Consider the following 17,845-nt stretch of genomic DNA (forward strand, 5'->3'; position numbering starts at 1 on the left):
GTCAACGCCGCACGCGAACCGCCACCAACACGAGAACCGAGTCGGGCAGCAAGCCCTTCAACGGTCGACGCCTCGAACAACTCCCGCACCGACACCGAAGCATCCAACGCCTGACCCAACCGAGACGTCACCTGCGTCGCAATCAGCGAATTACCACCGAGCGCGAAGAAATCATCATCCAAACCAACACGCTCAACGCCCAGAACATCCGCAAACGTCTGCGCGACAACCTCTTCCACCACCGACGTCGGAGCCCGGAACACCGCAACCTGCAACGACGGAACCGGCAACGCCCGACGATCCAACTTCCCGTTCACCGTCAACGGAATCGAATCCAACACCACAAACGCCGACGGCACCATGTACTCCGGCAACAACGAACCCACCGACACCCGAAGATCGTCGACCGAAACGCTCACACCCGCAGCCGGAACCACATACGCCACCAACCGCTGATCACCCGGAGAATCCTCACGAACAACCACCGCCGTCTGCGCCACCGACACATCCGCCAACACCGCAGACTCGATCTCACCGATCTCGATCCGGAACCCACGGATCTTCACCTGATCATCCGCGCGACCCAGATACTCCAGATCACCAGCGCTGTTCCACGACGCCACGTCACCCGTGCGGTACAACACCTCACCAGCAGCAAAAGGACTCGCCACAAACCGCGTCGACGTCAACCCCGCCTGACCCAGATAACCCCGAGCCAACTGCACACCCGAGACATACATCTCACCCGCGACACCAACAGGCACCGGAGCCAAACGCGTATCGAGCACAAACACCTGCAGACCCGAAATAGCCTGACCCACAACACTCGCCGACGCATCCGCCGCCAACGCAGCATCCAACACACGATGGCTGACATGCACCGTCGTCTCCGTGATGCCGTACATGTTCACCAACGTCGGCGCAGAGTCACCGCGGCGGCCGTACCAGTCCGACAAGCGTCGAAGCTCGAGCGCCTCCCCACCGAAAACAACCCACCGCAACAACAACTCGGCAGCCAGACCGGATTCCGACGCCAACCGATCAGCCTCGGCCAACTGATAGAACGCCGACGGCGTCTGATTGAGCACCGTCACCCGCTCAGCAGCAAGCAACTCCAAGAACTGCTCCGGCGACCGCGACGTCACATAGTCCACGACCACCAACGTGCCGCCGTACAACAGCGGACCCCACAACTCCCACACCGAGAAGTCGAACGCATAACTGTGGAACATCGTCCACACATCCGACTCGTCGAACCCGTACACACTCTCGGTATTCGCAAACAACTTCGCCACCGTGATGTGCGGAACCTGCACACCCTTCGGGCGACCCGTCGAACCCGACGTGTAAATCACATACGCAACATTCGACGACCGCAACGGCGCAACACGATCCGCATCCGTCACCACCGAACCCTCGAACTCGGTCAGATCCACCGCGTCGATATCAACCACCGGCAAACCAGCGGGCAACACCAACTCACGCTCGGACCACGAAATCGCAGCCACCGGAGCAGCATCGGCCAGCATGAACTCGACACGATCAGCCGGATACGACGGATCCACCGGCAGATACCCGGCACCGGACTTCACCACCGCCAACAACGCCACCACAAGATCAGCCGACCGCGGCAACGCCACCGCCACCAACGACTCCGGACCACAACCCTGAGCAATCAACCTGCGCGCCAACCGATTCGACCGAACCGACAACTCCGCATACGACAACGACTCGCCACCGAACCGCACCGCAACCCGATCACCGAACTCCGCAGCGGCACGATCGAACCACGCCGGCAACGTCGACTCCACACCGCTGTCGATACCCGTGTCACTCCACGCCAGAACACGATCCAACTCACCTGAAGTCAGAACATCCACGTCGCCCACGGCGGCAGTCGGGTCCGCGACAACGCCACGGAGGACGGACACGAATCGATCAGCGAACTCGGCCGCTGTCGACGCGTCGAACAGGTCCGTCGCGTAAGTCAGGGTGCCGGACATACCGGCGTCAGCAGCGTCTTCAAGAGTGAACTGCAGATCGAACTTGGCCAGTGCTGCGTCGAATTCCACCGCAGCGGCGGTGAGTCCGGGCAGTTCCAGAGCGCTCTGACCAAGGTTCTGGAACGTCAGAGCTACCTGGAACAACGGGTGATGAGCCTGTGATCGCACCGGATCGAGTGCTTCGACGATCCGCTCGAACGGAACATCGGCATGCGCAAACGCCTGCAGATCAACCTCACGCGCAGAAGCCAACAGATCCGCGAACGACATCGACGGATCAACCTCGGTGCGCAGCACCAAAGTGTTGACGAACATGCCGATCAGATCGTCGAGCTGCGCGTCACCGCGACCGGCGACAGGAGCGCCGATTGCGATGTCGGTTGTCGCGGACAAGCGTGCCAACAGCACGGCAAGCGCAGAGTGGACGACCATGAACGGGGTTGCGCCCGCCGTCTGACCTGTTGCTTCCACATCGGCCCACAACTGCGGGTCGATCACAAAGGTGTGGTTCGCTCCTTGTCCCGTTGCGATCTCGGGGCGGGTGCGATCACTCGGCAGGTCCAATTGCTCGGGCAGATCAGCCAGGGCGTCGGACCAATAGTTGATCTGCTGCGCGATGACGGACGTCGGCTCGCCTTCGGAGCCGAGGACCTCGCGCTGCCACAACGCGTAGTCGGCGTACTGCACCGGCAGCGGAGCCCACGTCGGGGTCTGCCCCTGTGAGCGCGCGTAGTACGCGGTCATCACATCGCGAGTCAACGGGCCCATCGAGAAACCGTCGGTGGAGATGTGATGCACCACGAAGGACAACACGAATTCGTTGTCGGCGAGCTGGAAGAGCCTGGCGCGCAACGGAACCTCGACGGTGACATCGAAGCCCTGGGCGAAGAACGAATACAGCTCCGCCTGGATTCGGTCGTCGGTGACGCGTTCTGCACCGAGATCGATCGAGACATCTCCAGCCGAGAGGATCTTCTGGTAGCCGATTCCGTCGACCTCGGGGTAGACCGTGCGCAGAACCTCGTGGCGACCGATAACATCGTGAACTGCCGAATTCAGGGCGGCCAGATCGAGCGCACCCGTGAGCCGAACGGCAACAGGGACATTGTTGACAGCCGATGCCGTGTCGAATCGATTGAGGAACCACATGCGCTGCTGCGCCAACGACAACGGAACCTGCGCCGGACGCACCTGCGCAGTCAACGCCGCACGCGAACCACCACCAACATGAGAACCGAGTCGGGCAGCAAGCCCTTCAACGGTCGACGCCTCGAACAACTCCCGCACCGACACCGAAGCATCCAACGCCTGACCCAACCGAGACGTCACCTGCGTCGCAATCAGCGAATTACCACCGAGCGCGAAGAAATCATCATCCAAACCAACACGCTCAACGCCCAGAACATCCGCAAACGTCTGCGCCACAACCTCTTCCACCACCGACGTCGGAGCCCGGAACACCGCAACCTGCAACGACGGAACCGGCAACGCCCGACGATCCAACTTCCCGTTCACCGTCAACGGAATCGAATCCAACACCACAAACGCCGACGGCACCATGTACTCCGGCAACAACGAACCCACCGACACCCGAAGATCGTCGACCGAAACGCTCACACCCGCAGCCGGAACCACATACGCCACCAACCGCTGATCACCCGGAGAATCCTCACGAACAACCACCGCCGTCTGCGCCACCGACACATCCGCCAACACCGCAGACTCGATCTCACCGATCTCGATCCGGAACCCACGGATCTTCACCTGATCATCCGCGCGACCCAGATACTCCAGATCACCAGCACTGTTCCACGACGCCACGTCACCCGTGCGGTACAACACCTCACCAGCAGCAAAAGGACTCGCCACAAACCGCGTCGACGTCAACCCCGCCTGACCCAGATAACCGCGAGCCAACTGCACACCCGAGACATACATCTCACCCGCGACACCAACAGGCACCGGAGCCAAACGCGTATCGAGCACAAACACCTGCAGACCCGAAATAGCCTGACCCACAACACTCGCCGACGCATCCGCCGCCAACGCAGCATCCAACACACGATGGCTGACATGCACCGTCGTCTCCGTGATGCCGTACATGTTCACCAACGTCGGCGCAGAGTCACCGCGGCGGCCGTACCAGTCCGACAAGCGTCGAAGCTCGAGCGCCTCGCCACCGAAAACAACCCACCGCAACAACAACTCGGCAGCCTGACCGGATTCCGACGCCAACCGATCAGCCTCGGCCAACTGATAGAACGCCGACGGCGTCTGATTGAGCACCGTCACCCGCTCAGCAGCAAGCAACTCCAAGAACTGCTCCGGCGACCGCGACGTCACATAGTCCACGACGACCAACGTGCCGCCGTACAACAGCGGACCCCACAACTCCCACACCGAGAAGTCGAACGCATAACTGTGGAACATCGTCCACACATCCGACTCGTCGAACCCGTACACACTCTCGGTATTCGCAAACAACTTCGCCACCGTGATGTGCGGAACCTGCACACCCTTCGGGCGACCCGTCGAACCCGACGTGTAAATCACATACGCAACATTCGACGACCGCAACGGCGCAACACGATCCGCATCCGTCACCACCGAACCCTCGAACTCCGACACATCCACCGCGTCGATATCAACCACCGGCAAACCAGCGGGCAACACCAACTCACGCTCGGACCACGAAATCGCAGCCACCGGAGCAGCATCGGCCAGCATGAACTCGACACGATCAGCCGGATACGACGGATCCACCGGCAGATACCCGGCACCGGACTTCACCACCGCCAACAACGCCACCACAAGATCAGCCGACCGCGGCAACGCCACCGCCACCAACGACTCCGGACCACAACCCTGAGCAATCAACCTGCGCGCCAACCGATTCGACCGAACCGACAACTCCGCATACGACAACGACTCGCCACCGAACCGCACCGCGGTCCGATCACCAAACCGCGCAGCAGCATCATCGAACCACGCCGACAACGTCGACTCCACACCACGATCGATCTGGCCAGCACTGAAGCGGGAGAGCAGGTTTCGTTCACCATCGACCAAGATGTCAACGTCACCCACCGCTACGGTGGGATCAGCAGTCACCGCACGGAAGGTCCGTACCAGCCGATCACCAAATTCCACAACGGTCGACTCGTCGAACAGATCCGTCGCATACGTCAAGGAGGCGGACATTCCGGCGGGTGCGCCGGCCTCGTCGGTCCGTTCGGTCAGGGTCAACTGGAGGTCGAATTTCGCCAGTGCAAGATCAGCACTTTCGATCGACACTTCGAGGTCGCCCAGTTCGAGCGTTGTCTGTTCGTGGTTCTGGAACGTCAATGCCACCTGGAACAGCGGATGACGAGCCTGCGAACGAACCGGATCGAGAACCTCCACCACACGCTCGAACGGAACATCCGCATGCGCGAACGCCTGTAGATCCACTTCACGCGCCGAAGCCAACAGATCCGTGAACGACATCGACGGATCAACCTCGGTACGCAACACCAAAGTGTTGACGAACATACCGATCAGATCGTCGAGCTGCGCCTCACCGCGACCCGCGATCGGTGTACCGATCGCGATGTCGGTCGTTGCGGACAAACGAGAAAGTACGACGGCGAGCGCTGCGTGAACAACCATGAACGGTGTCGAGTTACTGCTGTGCGCAATCGAATTGACAGCTTCGTGCAGGGTGGCGTCGATATCGAACTCGACCTCGGCTCCGCGCCCTGAAGCGACCTCGGGACGCGGACGATCGGCAGGCAGATCCAACTGCTCCGGAAGATCAGCCAACGCATCCGACCAGAACGCAATCTGCTTCGCGATCACGGACTGCGGATCGTCCTCGGACCCGAGAACCTCACGCTGCCACAACGAGTAATCGGCGTACTGCACCGGCAACGGCGTCCAAGCCGGCACCGACGCTCGTGTACGTGCTTCGTAGGCAACCATCACGTCACGGGTCAACGGACCCATCGAGAAACCGTCGGTCGAGATGTGATGCACGACGAACACCAGAACGTATTCGCTGTCGCCGACTTTGAAGAGCTTGGCGCGCAACGGGACTTCGGACGTCACGTCGAAGCCGACTGTCGCCAGCTCGGCGACGCCCGCAGCCAGGCGATCTTCCGTGATCGACACGGGGCTGAGATCGACGACAACGTCTTGGACGTCGAGGACGTCCTGATAGCCGACGCCGTCGACGTCTGGATACACAGTTCGCAGTGATTCGTGTCGGCCCACGACATCGATCACGGCGGCGTCAAGAGCTGCCACATCGAGGGCGCCCGAAATCCTGATCGCCGCCGGAACGTTGTTCACTGCCGACGCGGGTTCGAACCTGTTCAGGAACCACATGCGCTGCTGCGCCAACGAAAGTGGGATCCGAGCGGGCCGGGACTGCGGGACCAGTGGGGCCGTGGCACCCGAACCGGCGTGCAGCTCGAGCCGGAGGGCGAGTGACTGCACGGTCGACGCTTCGAAGAGCGCACGAACCGGAACGCTTGTGTCAAGCGCCTCCCCCAGTCGTGCGGCGACACGGGTCGCGATCAGCGAGTTGCCTCCGAGCTCGAAGAAGTCGTCGTCGCGGCCAACCTGTGCGACTCCGAGAACTTCGGAGAACACCTGCGCGACAGTCTCTTCGACGGTCGTGATCGGCGCCTGATACACCTTCGACTCGAACACGGGCGAGGGCAGAGCTTTGATGTCCGTCTTGCCCGCGGTGGTCAACGGAATCGAATCGAGTACCAGTACCGAGTCGGGGACCATGTAGCCGGTCAGGAACGTCGACACCGACTCGATGACCTGTGCGGGATCCACCTCGGCGCCGGCCTGCGGCACGACGTATGCAACGAGACGATCTCCGAAGTGATCGTCGGAACGAACGAGAGCAACAGCTTGCGCAACGCCCGCGCAACGGGTCAGCGCGGCCTCGATCTCGCCGAGTTCGATACGGAACCCACGGATCTTGACCTGGAAGTCACTGCGGCCCACGTACTCCACCGCGCCACCGTCGATCCACCGGACCACGTCACCCGTGCGGTACAACCGCTCTCCCGGCGCCCCGAACGGGTCTGCGACAAAACGACCCGCCGTCAATGCCGGCTGTCCCAGGTATCCACGAGCGACCTGAACACCCGACACGTACAACTCACCTGCGACACCAACCGGAACGGGCTGCAAGCGGCCGTCCAAGATCCGCGCGGCCATACCTCGAATCGGGCCGCCGATGTTCATACGATCAAACGCGGTCAGCGTATCGCTGATGTTCGAGGCGACTGTCGACTCCGTCGGACCGTACGCATTGAAGAATCCACGCACACCGCCATCCGGAAGCGGCACCGCCCACTTGGCAACGAGAGACCGCGAACTGGCTTCGCCACCGACGACAACCACCCGCAACGCGTCAAGCCCGCTCGGATCCACTGATGCCAGCGCAGCGGGCGTCACGAACGCATGCGTCACGCCCTCCGAGCACAAGATCTCGGCCAGTTCCGCGCCGCCGTACACCGTCGTCGGCGCAATCACCATCGTCGACGCGGAGCCGAATGCCATCAGCAACTCGAGGACAGACGCATCGAAACTCGGCGAGGCGAAATGCAGCGTCCGAGCATCCGCGGTCAGCGCATAGCGCTCGACCTGCTCGGCACAGAAATTCGCCACACCGGCGTTGGTGACCACAACGCCCTTGGGCAGACCTGTGGTGCCGGACGTGTAGATGACGTACGCAGGCTGCCGCTCGTCGATCGCACTACGTCGATCCGAATCACTCACCGGCGCGCAGGATTCTGACGCGCACGCCGCCACTGTCTTCTCGTCGTCGAGAACAACCCACGTCAACGCCGACGGCAATCCTGCCTCGACGTCACTGAGCGCAAGACCCAGCACCGCACCGGAATCGGAGATCATGTGGGCGATACGGTCAACCGGATACGTCGGGTCGACGGGCACGAACGCAGCACCCGTTTTCGCCACTGCCCACAGAGCGAGAACCGAATCGGCCGAACGCGGAATCGCGATCGCGACCCGATCCTCCGGCCCGACGCCCTTCGCAATCAGAACACGAGCGAGTCGCGACGACCGCTCGTCGAGTTCGCGGTAGCTGATCGACTCACCGTCGAAGCGAATCGCATCCGCCGACGGATCTACAGCGGCCGCCGCTGTGAGAATCTCGACCAGGGTTCCCGAGACCGACTGACCTCCATGAACATCGGCCAGCACACCCCGCTCGGTCGCACCGAGAATATCGATGTCACCGACGACAATCGAAGGAACCGACACGACAGTCTCGAGGATACGAACCAGACGCCGAGCAAACCCCTCGACCGTCGAAACGTCGAACAGATCTGCAGCAAACGTGAATTCGGCCGAGAGCCCTTGCTGGATCCCGTCTTCGCCGATCGACTCGGTTACTGCGAGTTCGAGGTCGAACTTGGCAGTGGTCGTGTCGATTTCGGCGGCCTTGATCGCCAGTCCCGGCAGTTCCAATGCCGTTTGCGCGAGATTCTGCAAGGACAAGACGACCTGGAACAGCGGATGTCTGGCCTGCGACCGGGCGGGAGCCAAGACGTCCACCAACCGCTCGAAGGGCACGTCCGAGTGAGCGAACGCTCCGAGCGCAGAATCACTCGCCGCAGCGAGCAGATCCGTGAATGCCTGGGCCTGGTCGACCTCGGTGCGCAGAACAAGCGTGTTGACGAACATACCGACGAGATCGTCGAGCGCCTCGTCGCCACGACCGGCAACGGGAGTGCCCACGGCGATGTCCGAGGTCCCGCTCAGTCGGGCCATCAGAACGGCAAGCGCCGAGTGCAACGCCATGAAGAGCGTCGCGTTGTTCTCCCGTGCCAGCGCGTCCAATCGACGGTGCACATCCCCGGAGATCTCGAACGCGAATCGCTCGCCGCGCATCGAGGCCACATCAGGCCGAGACCGGTCCGACGGAAGCTCGATCACATCCGGTAGGTCTGCCAGAGTCTCGGTCCAGTACGAGATCTGCTGCGAGATCAGTGATTCCGAGTCGTCTTCCGACCCCAGAACCTCACGCTGCCACAACGAATAGTCGGCGTACTGCACAGTCAACGGCTGCCACGCCGGCGCGATCCCGTCCTTGCGTGCCGAGTAGGCAATCATGACATCGCGAGCCAGGGGCGCCATCGACCAACCGTCAGCGGCGATGTGATGAACCACGATCGCAAGGGTGTGCTCGGTGTCGCTGACCGTCAACAGGCGGACACGGATCGGCACGTCGACGGTGACGTCGATCGCTGAGGATCCGATTGCAGCGACTCGACTTTCGAGCTCGTCCTGATCCGAAACCGACTCCACGGTCAGCCCGCCGAACGCCTCCGAGAGCGACAGAATCGACTGCTTCGGTCCGGAAGCCCCGTCCGGATATACCGTTCGGAGCACCTCATGCCGGGCCAGTACGTCCTCCAGCGCCATTTCCATCGCGGCAGTATCGAGATGACCAGTCAGGTGCAGAGCAAAAGTGATGTTGTAAGCAGCCGAGTCGGTGTCGAAGCGGTTCAGGAACCACATGCGCTGCTGCGCCAGCGACAACGGAATTTCCGCGGGACGCACCTGTGCGACGAGCGCCTTCTGCCCGCCGCTACCTACGTGCGACTCGATGTGTGCGGCGAGCGCCTCGACGGTGGAAACGTCGAATAGCGTTCGCACCGGCACCGTCGTGTCGAGCGCCCGCCCCAATCGGGAGGTGACCTGAGTAGCCACCAGGGAGTTGCCACCGAGTTCAAAGAAGTCGTCGTCGAGGCCGACTCGTTCCACTCCGAGAACATCCGCAATCACCTGCGCGACAATCTCTTCCACCGGCGTAGTGGGTGCACGAAACTCGCGGACCTCGAAAACAGGCTCCGGCAAAGCCCGGCGATCCAATTTGCCCACCGGGGTCAACGGAACCTCAGCGAGTTCCATGATGACGGACGGAACCATGTAGCTCGGCAGAGCCTCCGCCACGAACGAGGCGAGCACGTCCCGATCGAAACTCGACCCGTCAGCCAGTTCGACGTAGGAAACGAGGGTTGTGACACCCGCCGCGCCTTCGCTTCCGACCGTCACCGCGAAGCGCACAGACTCGTGCGAGGACAGAACTGCGTCGATCTCACCGAGTTCGATACGGAATCCGCGAACCTTGACCTGGAAGTCACTGCGGCCGACGTATTCGAGAACCCCCGCGTCACCGCGCGCGTCTCCGCCGGTCCAGCGCACGACATCGCCGGTCCGGTACATTCGCTCGCCATCCGGCGAATACGGGTTGGCAACAAACCGTTCCGCAGAAAGACCTCGCCGCTCGTGGTAGCCGCGAGCCAATGCAGCGCCCGCAAAGTAGAGCTCTCCCCTGGTACCGACTGGAACAGGATGCAGACGCTCGTCGAGTACCAGTGCCGACATGCCCTCGACGGGACGCCCGATGTCGATCGATCGGCCGATCGCGAGATCGCCGAACGACGAGATGATCGTGGTCTCGGTCGGACCGTACCCATTGAAGTAGGCGCGCCCTGGGGCCCATTTCGCCAACAACTCGGGAGTGGTCACGTCACCGCCGACGGAGACGACTCGCAATTCAGGCAGCTCTGCCGGCTCCATGGTCCCGAGTACTGCGGGAGTGATGATCGCGTGTGTGACCTTCTCGGAATGAAGAAGATCCGACAACTCGTGTCCACCGATAATTGTCGACGGAACGATCACCAAAGTTGCACCCGCAGAGAAGGCGACCATCCATTCGAGTACCGACGGGTCGAAGCTCGGCGAACAGATATGGAGGAAGCGTGAGGACTGTTCTACCTCGTAGCGACGCTGTGCTGCGTCTCTGACCCCACGGAGACCACCGTGAGTGACGCTGACACCCTTCGGTTTTCCCGTGGAACCGGATGTGTAAATGACATATGCAACGTGAGAACTGTGAATCGGAGCGATTCGGTCCTCGTCCGTGACCGGCGCTGAAGATTGCGTCGACAGTTCTCCGTTCAGCGCCTGGCCGTCAAGGACCAACCATTCTGTGACCGCAGGAAGCTTATCTACGAACTGTCCCGACGTGAGTCCGATCGCGGCCGAAGAATCGGCCAGCATGTGCCGGACACGATCTTCCGGATAGCTCGGGTCGACTGGGACGTATGCCGCCCCTGACTTCGCCACCGCCCATACTGCACAGACCATCTCGTACGAGCGAGGAAAGGCGAGAGCAACAATGGTCTCGGGGCCGGCGCCACGTCCGATCAGAACCCGTGCGAGCTTCGACGACTGCTCATCGAGCTCGCGGTAGGTGATCGATCGACCCTCGAAGCGCACAGCAACCGAATCCGCCTCAGCCGTGCCGGACAGGAAGATGTCGACGAGACTCTGCCGGGGCATCGTGTAATCCGCGGCTACGACCGTCAGATCGGTGCGCTCGGAGCGTGAGAGCAGGTCGATATCGCCGACGATCGTTTCAGGTCGGGTAGCCACGGCATCGAGAATGCGCACGAACCGAGTAGCGAAAGTGTTCACCGTGGCCGGATCGAACAAGTCCGTGGCGTAGGTGAAGGTGGCACTCAAGACATCCGCGTCTTCGGTCCCTTCGGGATTCTCGGACACCATGAGTTCGAGATCGAATTTGGCGACCGGTACTTCCAATTCAGCTGCAACTGCTTTGACACCTGAGAATTCCAGTTCGCGTCGTCCACTGATCTCCGCAGTGAGCGCAACCTGGAACAGCGGGTGACGAGCCTGCGAACGCGCCGGGCTCAGAACTTCGACCAACCGCTCGAACGGCACATCGGCATGCCCGTAGGCAGACAAGCCCGATTCCCTTACCCGAGCGAGCAACTCTTCGAATCGTTCGTTCGGGTCGACCTCGGTGCGAAGCACCAGGGTGTTCACGAACATGCCGATCACGTCGTTGAGCGCTTGATCGCCTCGCCCGCCGATCGGGGCACCGATCGCGATGTCGGAGGTACCACTGAGCCGGCTCAACAGCGTTGCATATGCCGCCTGCAACACCATGAACAGCGAGACGCTCCTCGAGCGCGCCAACTCGTTCAACTTGCGCGTCGTGCGTTCGCTGATCTGAAAATGGTGCTTGGCACCGTGATTGGACGCGATGGCAGGACGAGGTCGGTCGGTCGGCAGATCCAACTGATCCGGCAAATCGGCAAGTGCCCGGCGTCAGAAGTTGATCTGGCGAGACGACTCCGAGCGCGGGTCTTCGTCGGATCCCAGTGCTTCGCGCTGCCACAGGGCGTAGTCGGCGTACTGAATCGGCAGCGGCGTCCACGCCGGCGCAGACTTCTCACTTCGCGCCGAGTATGCGACGAGAAGGTCACGTGCGAGCGGACGGAACGACAGTCCGTCTGCAGCGATGTGATGGAGAACCATCACCAGGACGTAGTCCGTCGGAGACACCTCGAAGAGGGCAACCCGTACCGGGATTTCGAGCGTCACGTCGAAGCCGCGAGACGCCACGTCGAACAGCGCCGCGTCGAGATGCGAATTCCGAATCTTGACCGGATTCAACTCCACCGCAGCCCGATCGACCGGCAGAACCAGCTGTTGCGCGGTTCCGTCGACATCAGGGTAGATCGTCCGCAAGGACTCGTGTCGCTCGAGAAGATCCATCACCGCGGCATGCAGGGCGGACGGGTCCACCGAACCGGTGAGCCGGACCGTGAACGGAAGGTTGTACGCGGGCGTCGACGGATCGAGACGGTTGATGAACCACATGCGCTGCTGCGCGAGCGAGAGCGGAACAACCTGGGGACGAGGCTTGGCGATCAGCGGGGTGAGCTGCCGCGCGTTACCCGCCACAGACTCGGCACGGGCCGCCAAGGTAGCGACCGTGGTGGACTCGAAAAGCTCTCGAACGCCGAGTTGCACTCCCAGGGCGGAACCCACGCGGGTCACCAATTGTGTTGCAACCAGCGAGTTTCCACCGAGCTCGAAGAAGTCGTCGTCGATACCGACGCGCTCGACACCGAGAACGTCGGCAAAGACGTCAGCGACAACCCGCTCGATTTCGGTGCGGGGCTCGCGGTACTGCTTCGCACTCGCGAACACCGGCTCGGGCAACCCGGCACGATCCAATTTGCCACTCGTGTTGAGCGGCAACGCATCGAGCACCATCAACGCGGCCGGAACCATGTACGAAGGGAGGCTTCGACCGGCGAACTCACTGAGCACCGCAGCATCGATGTTTCGGCCCGGGCCCGGCACGACGTAGCCGACCAATTGATCACCGGTCGGGGTGACGGTCACCAAGACAACAGCCTGGGAAACGTCGGGGTGTGCCAGAAGGACGGTCTCGATTTCGCCGAGCTCGATGCGCTGCCCACGGAACTTCACCTGGAAGTCGGTACGCCCGATGTAGTCGAGGTTTCCGTCCTCACGGCGGCGGACGAGGTCGCCGGTCCGGTACATACGCTCACCGGCCGTGCCGTACGGATTGGCTACGAACCGATCCGAGCTCAGGTCCGGTCGACCAACGTATCCGCGCGCGAGTTGAACGCCGGCGAGATAGAGCTCACCCGGCTGCCCGATGGGGGTCGGGCGAAGTTGTCCGTCCAGTACGTGCGCCTGAGTGTTCCACTGCGGCATACCGATCGGCACGGAAGTAGTATCCGTGGCCACGGCCTCGTAGTACGTGACCGATACCGCGGCTTCGGTCGGACCGTACAGGTTGTGCAGTCCGGCTCCACAGAGTTCGCGGAAGGCGGAAGACGTCTCGGGCGGGAGCGCCTCGCCGATGACGAACACGTGGCGCAACGAATCACAAGATCCGGCAGGTGCATTCGCAGTGAACAGCGTGAGCATGGATGGCACGAAGTCGGTGATCGTGACGCCGAGCTCCGCGATCTTGTTCGCCACGTAGATCGGGTCTCGATGACCGTCCGGAGTCGCGACGACGAGCGTGGCGCCGACCTGCAACGGCATGAAGAATCCCCACAGGGACACGTCGAATGTCGTAGCGGTCTTCTGCAGGTAGATGTCCGACGCCGAAAGCCCGTACTCGGCGTTCATCCACTGAAGCTGATTGTTGATCGCCGCGTGAGTGACCGCGACACCCTTGGGTCGACCGGTCGAACCCGAGGTGTAGATCACGTACGCAGTGTTCGAGAAATGCAAGGGAGACAGGCGATCTGCGTTGACGATCGGCCTGCTGTCGAGCTGCCCGTAGTCCAGTGTGTCGATCTCGATGACCCGTGTGCCCGAGGGCAGATCCACGTCGTCCCGCGCAGTGGTCAGAACACACGTGGGCTGCGCCGACTCGAGAATGTAGGCGGTGCGTTCCGCTGGGTGGTCGGGATCCACCGGCACCCAGGCTCCGCCGGCCTTGGCAATCGCGTACAGACCGACCATCAAGTCCAAAGACCTGCGGATAGACAGTCCTACAAGCGATTCGGGCCCAACACCCATGGCGATGAGTTGACGAGCCAAACCATTTGCGCGAGAGTCAAATTCGGCGTATGTGAGGCTGGCGCCTTCGAAAACGACAGCGGTGGCATCGGGAGTTCTCTCGACCTGACGCTCGAATGCTTCGGTGATGGTCTGCGAGGCAACGTGGAAGCCGGTGCGGTTCCACAAGGCAACCTTGTTTCGCTCCTCGTCGGTTGCGACAGGAAGATCCCAGACCTTGCGGCTCGTTTCGGCCGAGACGAACTTCTCGAGAAACTCTACGAACCGCGAGTGATTTCGCTGGGCGTCCGCGGGCGCGTACAGATTGGGATTCGACTCGAAGTCGATGTGTGTGCGGGTATCGCCGACGCTCTGGTACAGGTTGACACCGAGGTCTTCGATCAAACCCGTGGACAGGATGTGAAGCTCGCCGACGAGGGGCCCGAACGCCAACTCGGTGGAAAACATCATGATGTTGATCCACGGGCCGAAGAATCCGCCCCGGCCCGGCCCGTCACCGCCGCGAACCATGTCCTCGTGTCGGTATCGCTGGTGGCGCAGTGCGCCGGACATTTCGTTCCTGACGTCGTCCAGAAGCTCCTGGACGGTGGTGTCCGCAGTGACGGTCAGTCGCAGCGGCACGACGTTGGAGACCATGCCTCCGGATCGACGCAGCACGGCTGTCGTTCGACCGGAAACGGGCAGACTCAGCGACACGTCCTCTCGCCCGGTCATCTGAGCGAGGTACGCCGCAAACGCCGCGACGACAGTGCCGGCAACAGTCGTCTTCTCTACGCGCTCGAGGAACCGCCCGAGCAGAGCCTCGACGTGGTTGGACAGCGCTGCACTGTCGATCCGACTGACTGGAGCAGGCGCGGCACTTCGACCCGCGAGGCTCGAGATCTCGTCGAGATTCTCGATCTTGTCTGCCCAGTACTTGCGATCGGTTTCGAAACGACTCGACTGGCGGTACTTGTTGTCCACCTCGTAGACGTTCCGGAGATCGGAGGCCTCACTCGGCTCCGGATCCCGGCCCTCCACGCGCGCCGAGTACAGCTCCGCCACGCGAGTGACGAACGTCGACGCACCGAAACCGTCGAGAATTGTGTGGTGGACCCGCGTGTACCAGTAGTAGCGGTTCTCGCCGAGGCGCAGGATCGTGGCAGAGATCAGTCGGTCCGTAAGCATGTCGATCGGCCGGCTGCGATCTGCTCGCATCCACCGCATGGCGGCGTCGTGCGAGTCGTCTTCACTACGAAGGTCTACGTAGCCGACTGAATCATCGAGTGTGGGGTCGATGATCTGGTACGGCTGGGCATCGATCTCGAAGATCCGGACGAAGGCCGACCCGATTTCGCGACCGGCGTCTGCACAGGCCTGGCGAAGGGCGTCAAGCTCCAGAGCACCACGGAGTTCGACGTACTGGGCGATGTTGACCGGTACTGCGGGATCAAGGTGCTGCGCGAACCACATACCGAGCTGGGCCGCCGAAAGTGGGAATGCGTCTGATCGCTGAACGTCTTCCGGCGAGCTGCCGACCTCCGGCTTGCCGCTCCCCAGTTCTCCGTTACCCAGCGAATTCACGCCCACAGCCTCTCTTCCACACCATTGCGCACCCGTGCGAGCCGAACGTCCGATTCGCAGCAGCTACCGACCTCATCCAACCTCGACGAGCCAGAACCACCCATTGTCTCCGATACATAGGTGACAAGAGAAATCCATACCCCGGTGTATCGACGGTTTTGCTGCAATTCGTTACAAATCGCCCAGCTCATCTACCCCCCGATCGCATTGCCGAAACGCACGGTTCAGACGCTGTGCGCGACATCTCCACCCCTGGAACAATCAATTTGCAGCCGACGATCTGCACCCCCATCCACTTCAGTCACCTCGGACAATTTACAGGCCCGTCAGCTACTTGGTGCCCGAGCTCGAACGAGATTCGACAGTCGCTGATCGAGACTATCGGTACACGCCGACAGACCGACGAAAGAACGCGCCGACCAGCGGTCGGCGCGTTCTTTCGATTGAAGGTACGAAGCTTCAGGAAAAACCCACACCAGTCACACTCTTCAGGTGTTCACTGGTGACACCTGGAGCCAGCTCCACAAGCTCCAGCCCGTCCGCGGTGACGTCCAGCACCGCGAGGTCGGTGATGATCCGGTGGACGACGCCCTGCCCGGTAAGCGGCAGGGTGCACGCCTCGACGATCTTGGGGTTTCCGTCGCGATCGGTGTGCTCCATCACGACGATGACGCGGCGGGCACCGTGGACCAGGTCCATCGCCCCGCCCATACCCTTCACCATCTTGCCCGGCACCATCCAGTTGGCGAGGTCACCCGTCTTCGACACCTGCATCCCGCCGAGCACCGCGGTGTCGATGTGGCCGCCGCGGATCATCCCGAACGAGAGGGCCGAGTCGAAGAACGCGGCACCAGGATTGACAGTGACGGTCTCTTTACCTGCATTGATGAGGTCGGCATCGACCTGATCATCGGTCGGATACGGTCCGGTACCGAGGATGCCGTTCTCGCTGTGCAGGACCACCTTGACACCCTCGGGCAAGTAACTGGGGATCAGCGTCGGCAGGCCGATACCGAGGTTGACGTACTCACCCGGCCGCATCTCGGCAGCAGCGCGAGCGGCCATCTCGTGGCGGGTCCAACCGATACGAGTTTCCTCTGCGCTACTCACTTGGTACCTCCTGAGACGGTCCGCTTCTCGATCCGCTTCTCCTGTGGGCCTGTGTGCACGACCCGCGCGACGAACACACCAGGTAGGTGCACGTGTGCGGGGTCGATGTCGCCCGGCTCGACGAGGTTCTCCACCTGCGCGATGGTGATCCGGCCGGCCATGGCAGCAAGCGGGTTGAAGTTCATCGCCGTCTTGTTGAAGACGAGATTTCCTTCGGTGTCGCCGTAGTCCGCGTGCACGAGCGCGAAGTCAGCGGTGATCGCCTCTTCCAATACATACGTGCGGCCACCGAACACTGCCGTCGCCTTCGGTGGCGACGCCACGGCGATCGAACCGTCCGGGTTGTATCGCCACGGCAAGCCGCCCTCGGCGATCGGTGTGCCGACGCCGGCCGGAGTGTAGAACGCCGGGATGCCGGTACCGCCTGCTCGCAGCCGCTCGGCCAGCGTCCCCTGCGGCGTCAACTCCACTTCGAGCTCACCGGCGAGATACTGGCGGGCGAACTCCTTGTTCTCCCCCACGTACGACGCCGTCACCCTGGCGATCCGGTGCGCGCCGAGCAGAATGCCGAGACCGTAGTCGTCGACACCGCAGTTGTTGGAGAACACCTCGAGATCGGTGGCGTCGCCGTCGGCGATCGCCGCGATCAGTGCGTCGGGAATACCGCACAGCCCGAAGCCGCCCACTGCGAGCCTGGATCCGCTCGCGATGTCGGCAACTGCCTCAGCTGCCGTATTCACGACTTTGCTCATCCG

General features: G+C 62.1%; 2 protein-coding genes and 1 pseudogene. All 3 read right to left on the reverse strand.

Annotated elements, in window-relative coordinates:
* Positions 1-50: 50 nt before the first annotated feature.
* Positions 51-15,986: pseudogene (locus H351_RS33075) on the reverse strand (non-ribosomal peptide synthase/polyketide synthase); the annotation flags it as partial.
* 453 nt (positions 15,987-16,439) lie between these two features.
* Complete coding sequence (locus tag H351_RS22830) at positions 16,440-17,045, reverse strand: 3-oxoacid CoA-transferase subunit B (protein ID WP_174531772.1); 606 nt, start codon at positions 17,043-17,045, stop codon at positions 16,440-16,442.
* Positions 17,046-17,086: 41 nt separating this feature from the next.
* On the reverse strand, positions 17,087-17,842 hold the full coding sequence (locus tag H351_RS22835; RefSeq protein WP_007730192.1) for a CoA transferase subunit A: 756 nt from the start codon (positions 17,840-17,842) through the stop codon (positions 17,087-17,089).
* Positions 17,843-17,845: the final 3 nt, after the last annotated feature.

The organism is Rhodococcus erythropolis R138, assembly GCF_000696675.2.
Lineage (GTDB): Bacteria > Actinomycetota > Actinomycetes > Mycobacteriales > Mycobacteriaceae > Rhodococcus_F > Rhodococcus_F erythropolis.

Bases quoted from the DNA above. Each gene is read 5' to 3' on its own strand.
- H351_RS22830 (WP_174531772.1), bottom strand. From the start codon at position 17,045: ATGGCCGCTCGCGCTGCTGCCGAGATGCGGCCGGGTGAGTACGTCAAC.
- H351_RS22835 (WP_007730192.1), bottom strand. From the start codon at position 17,842: ATGAGCAAAGTCGTGAATACGGCAGCTGAGGCAGTTGCCGACATCGCG.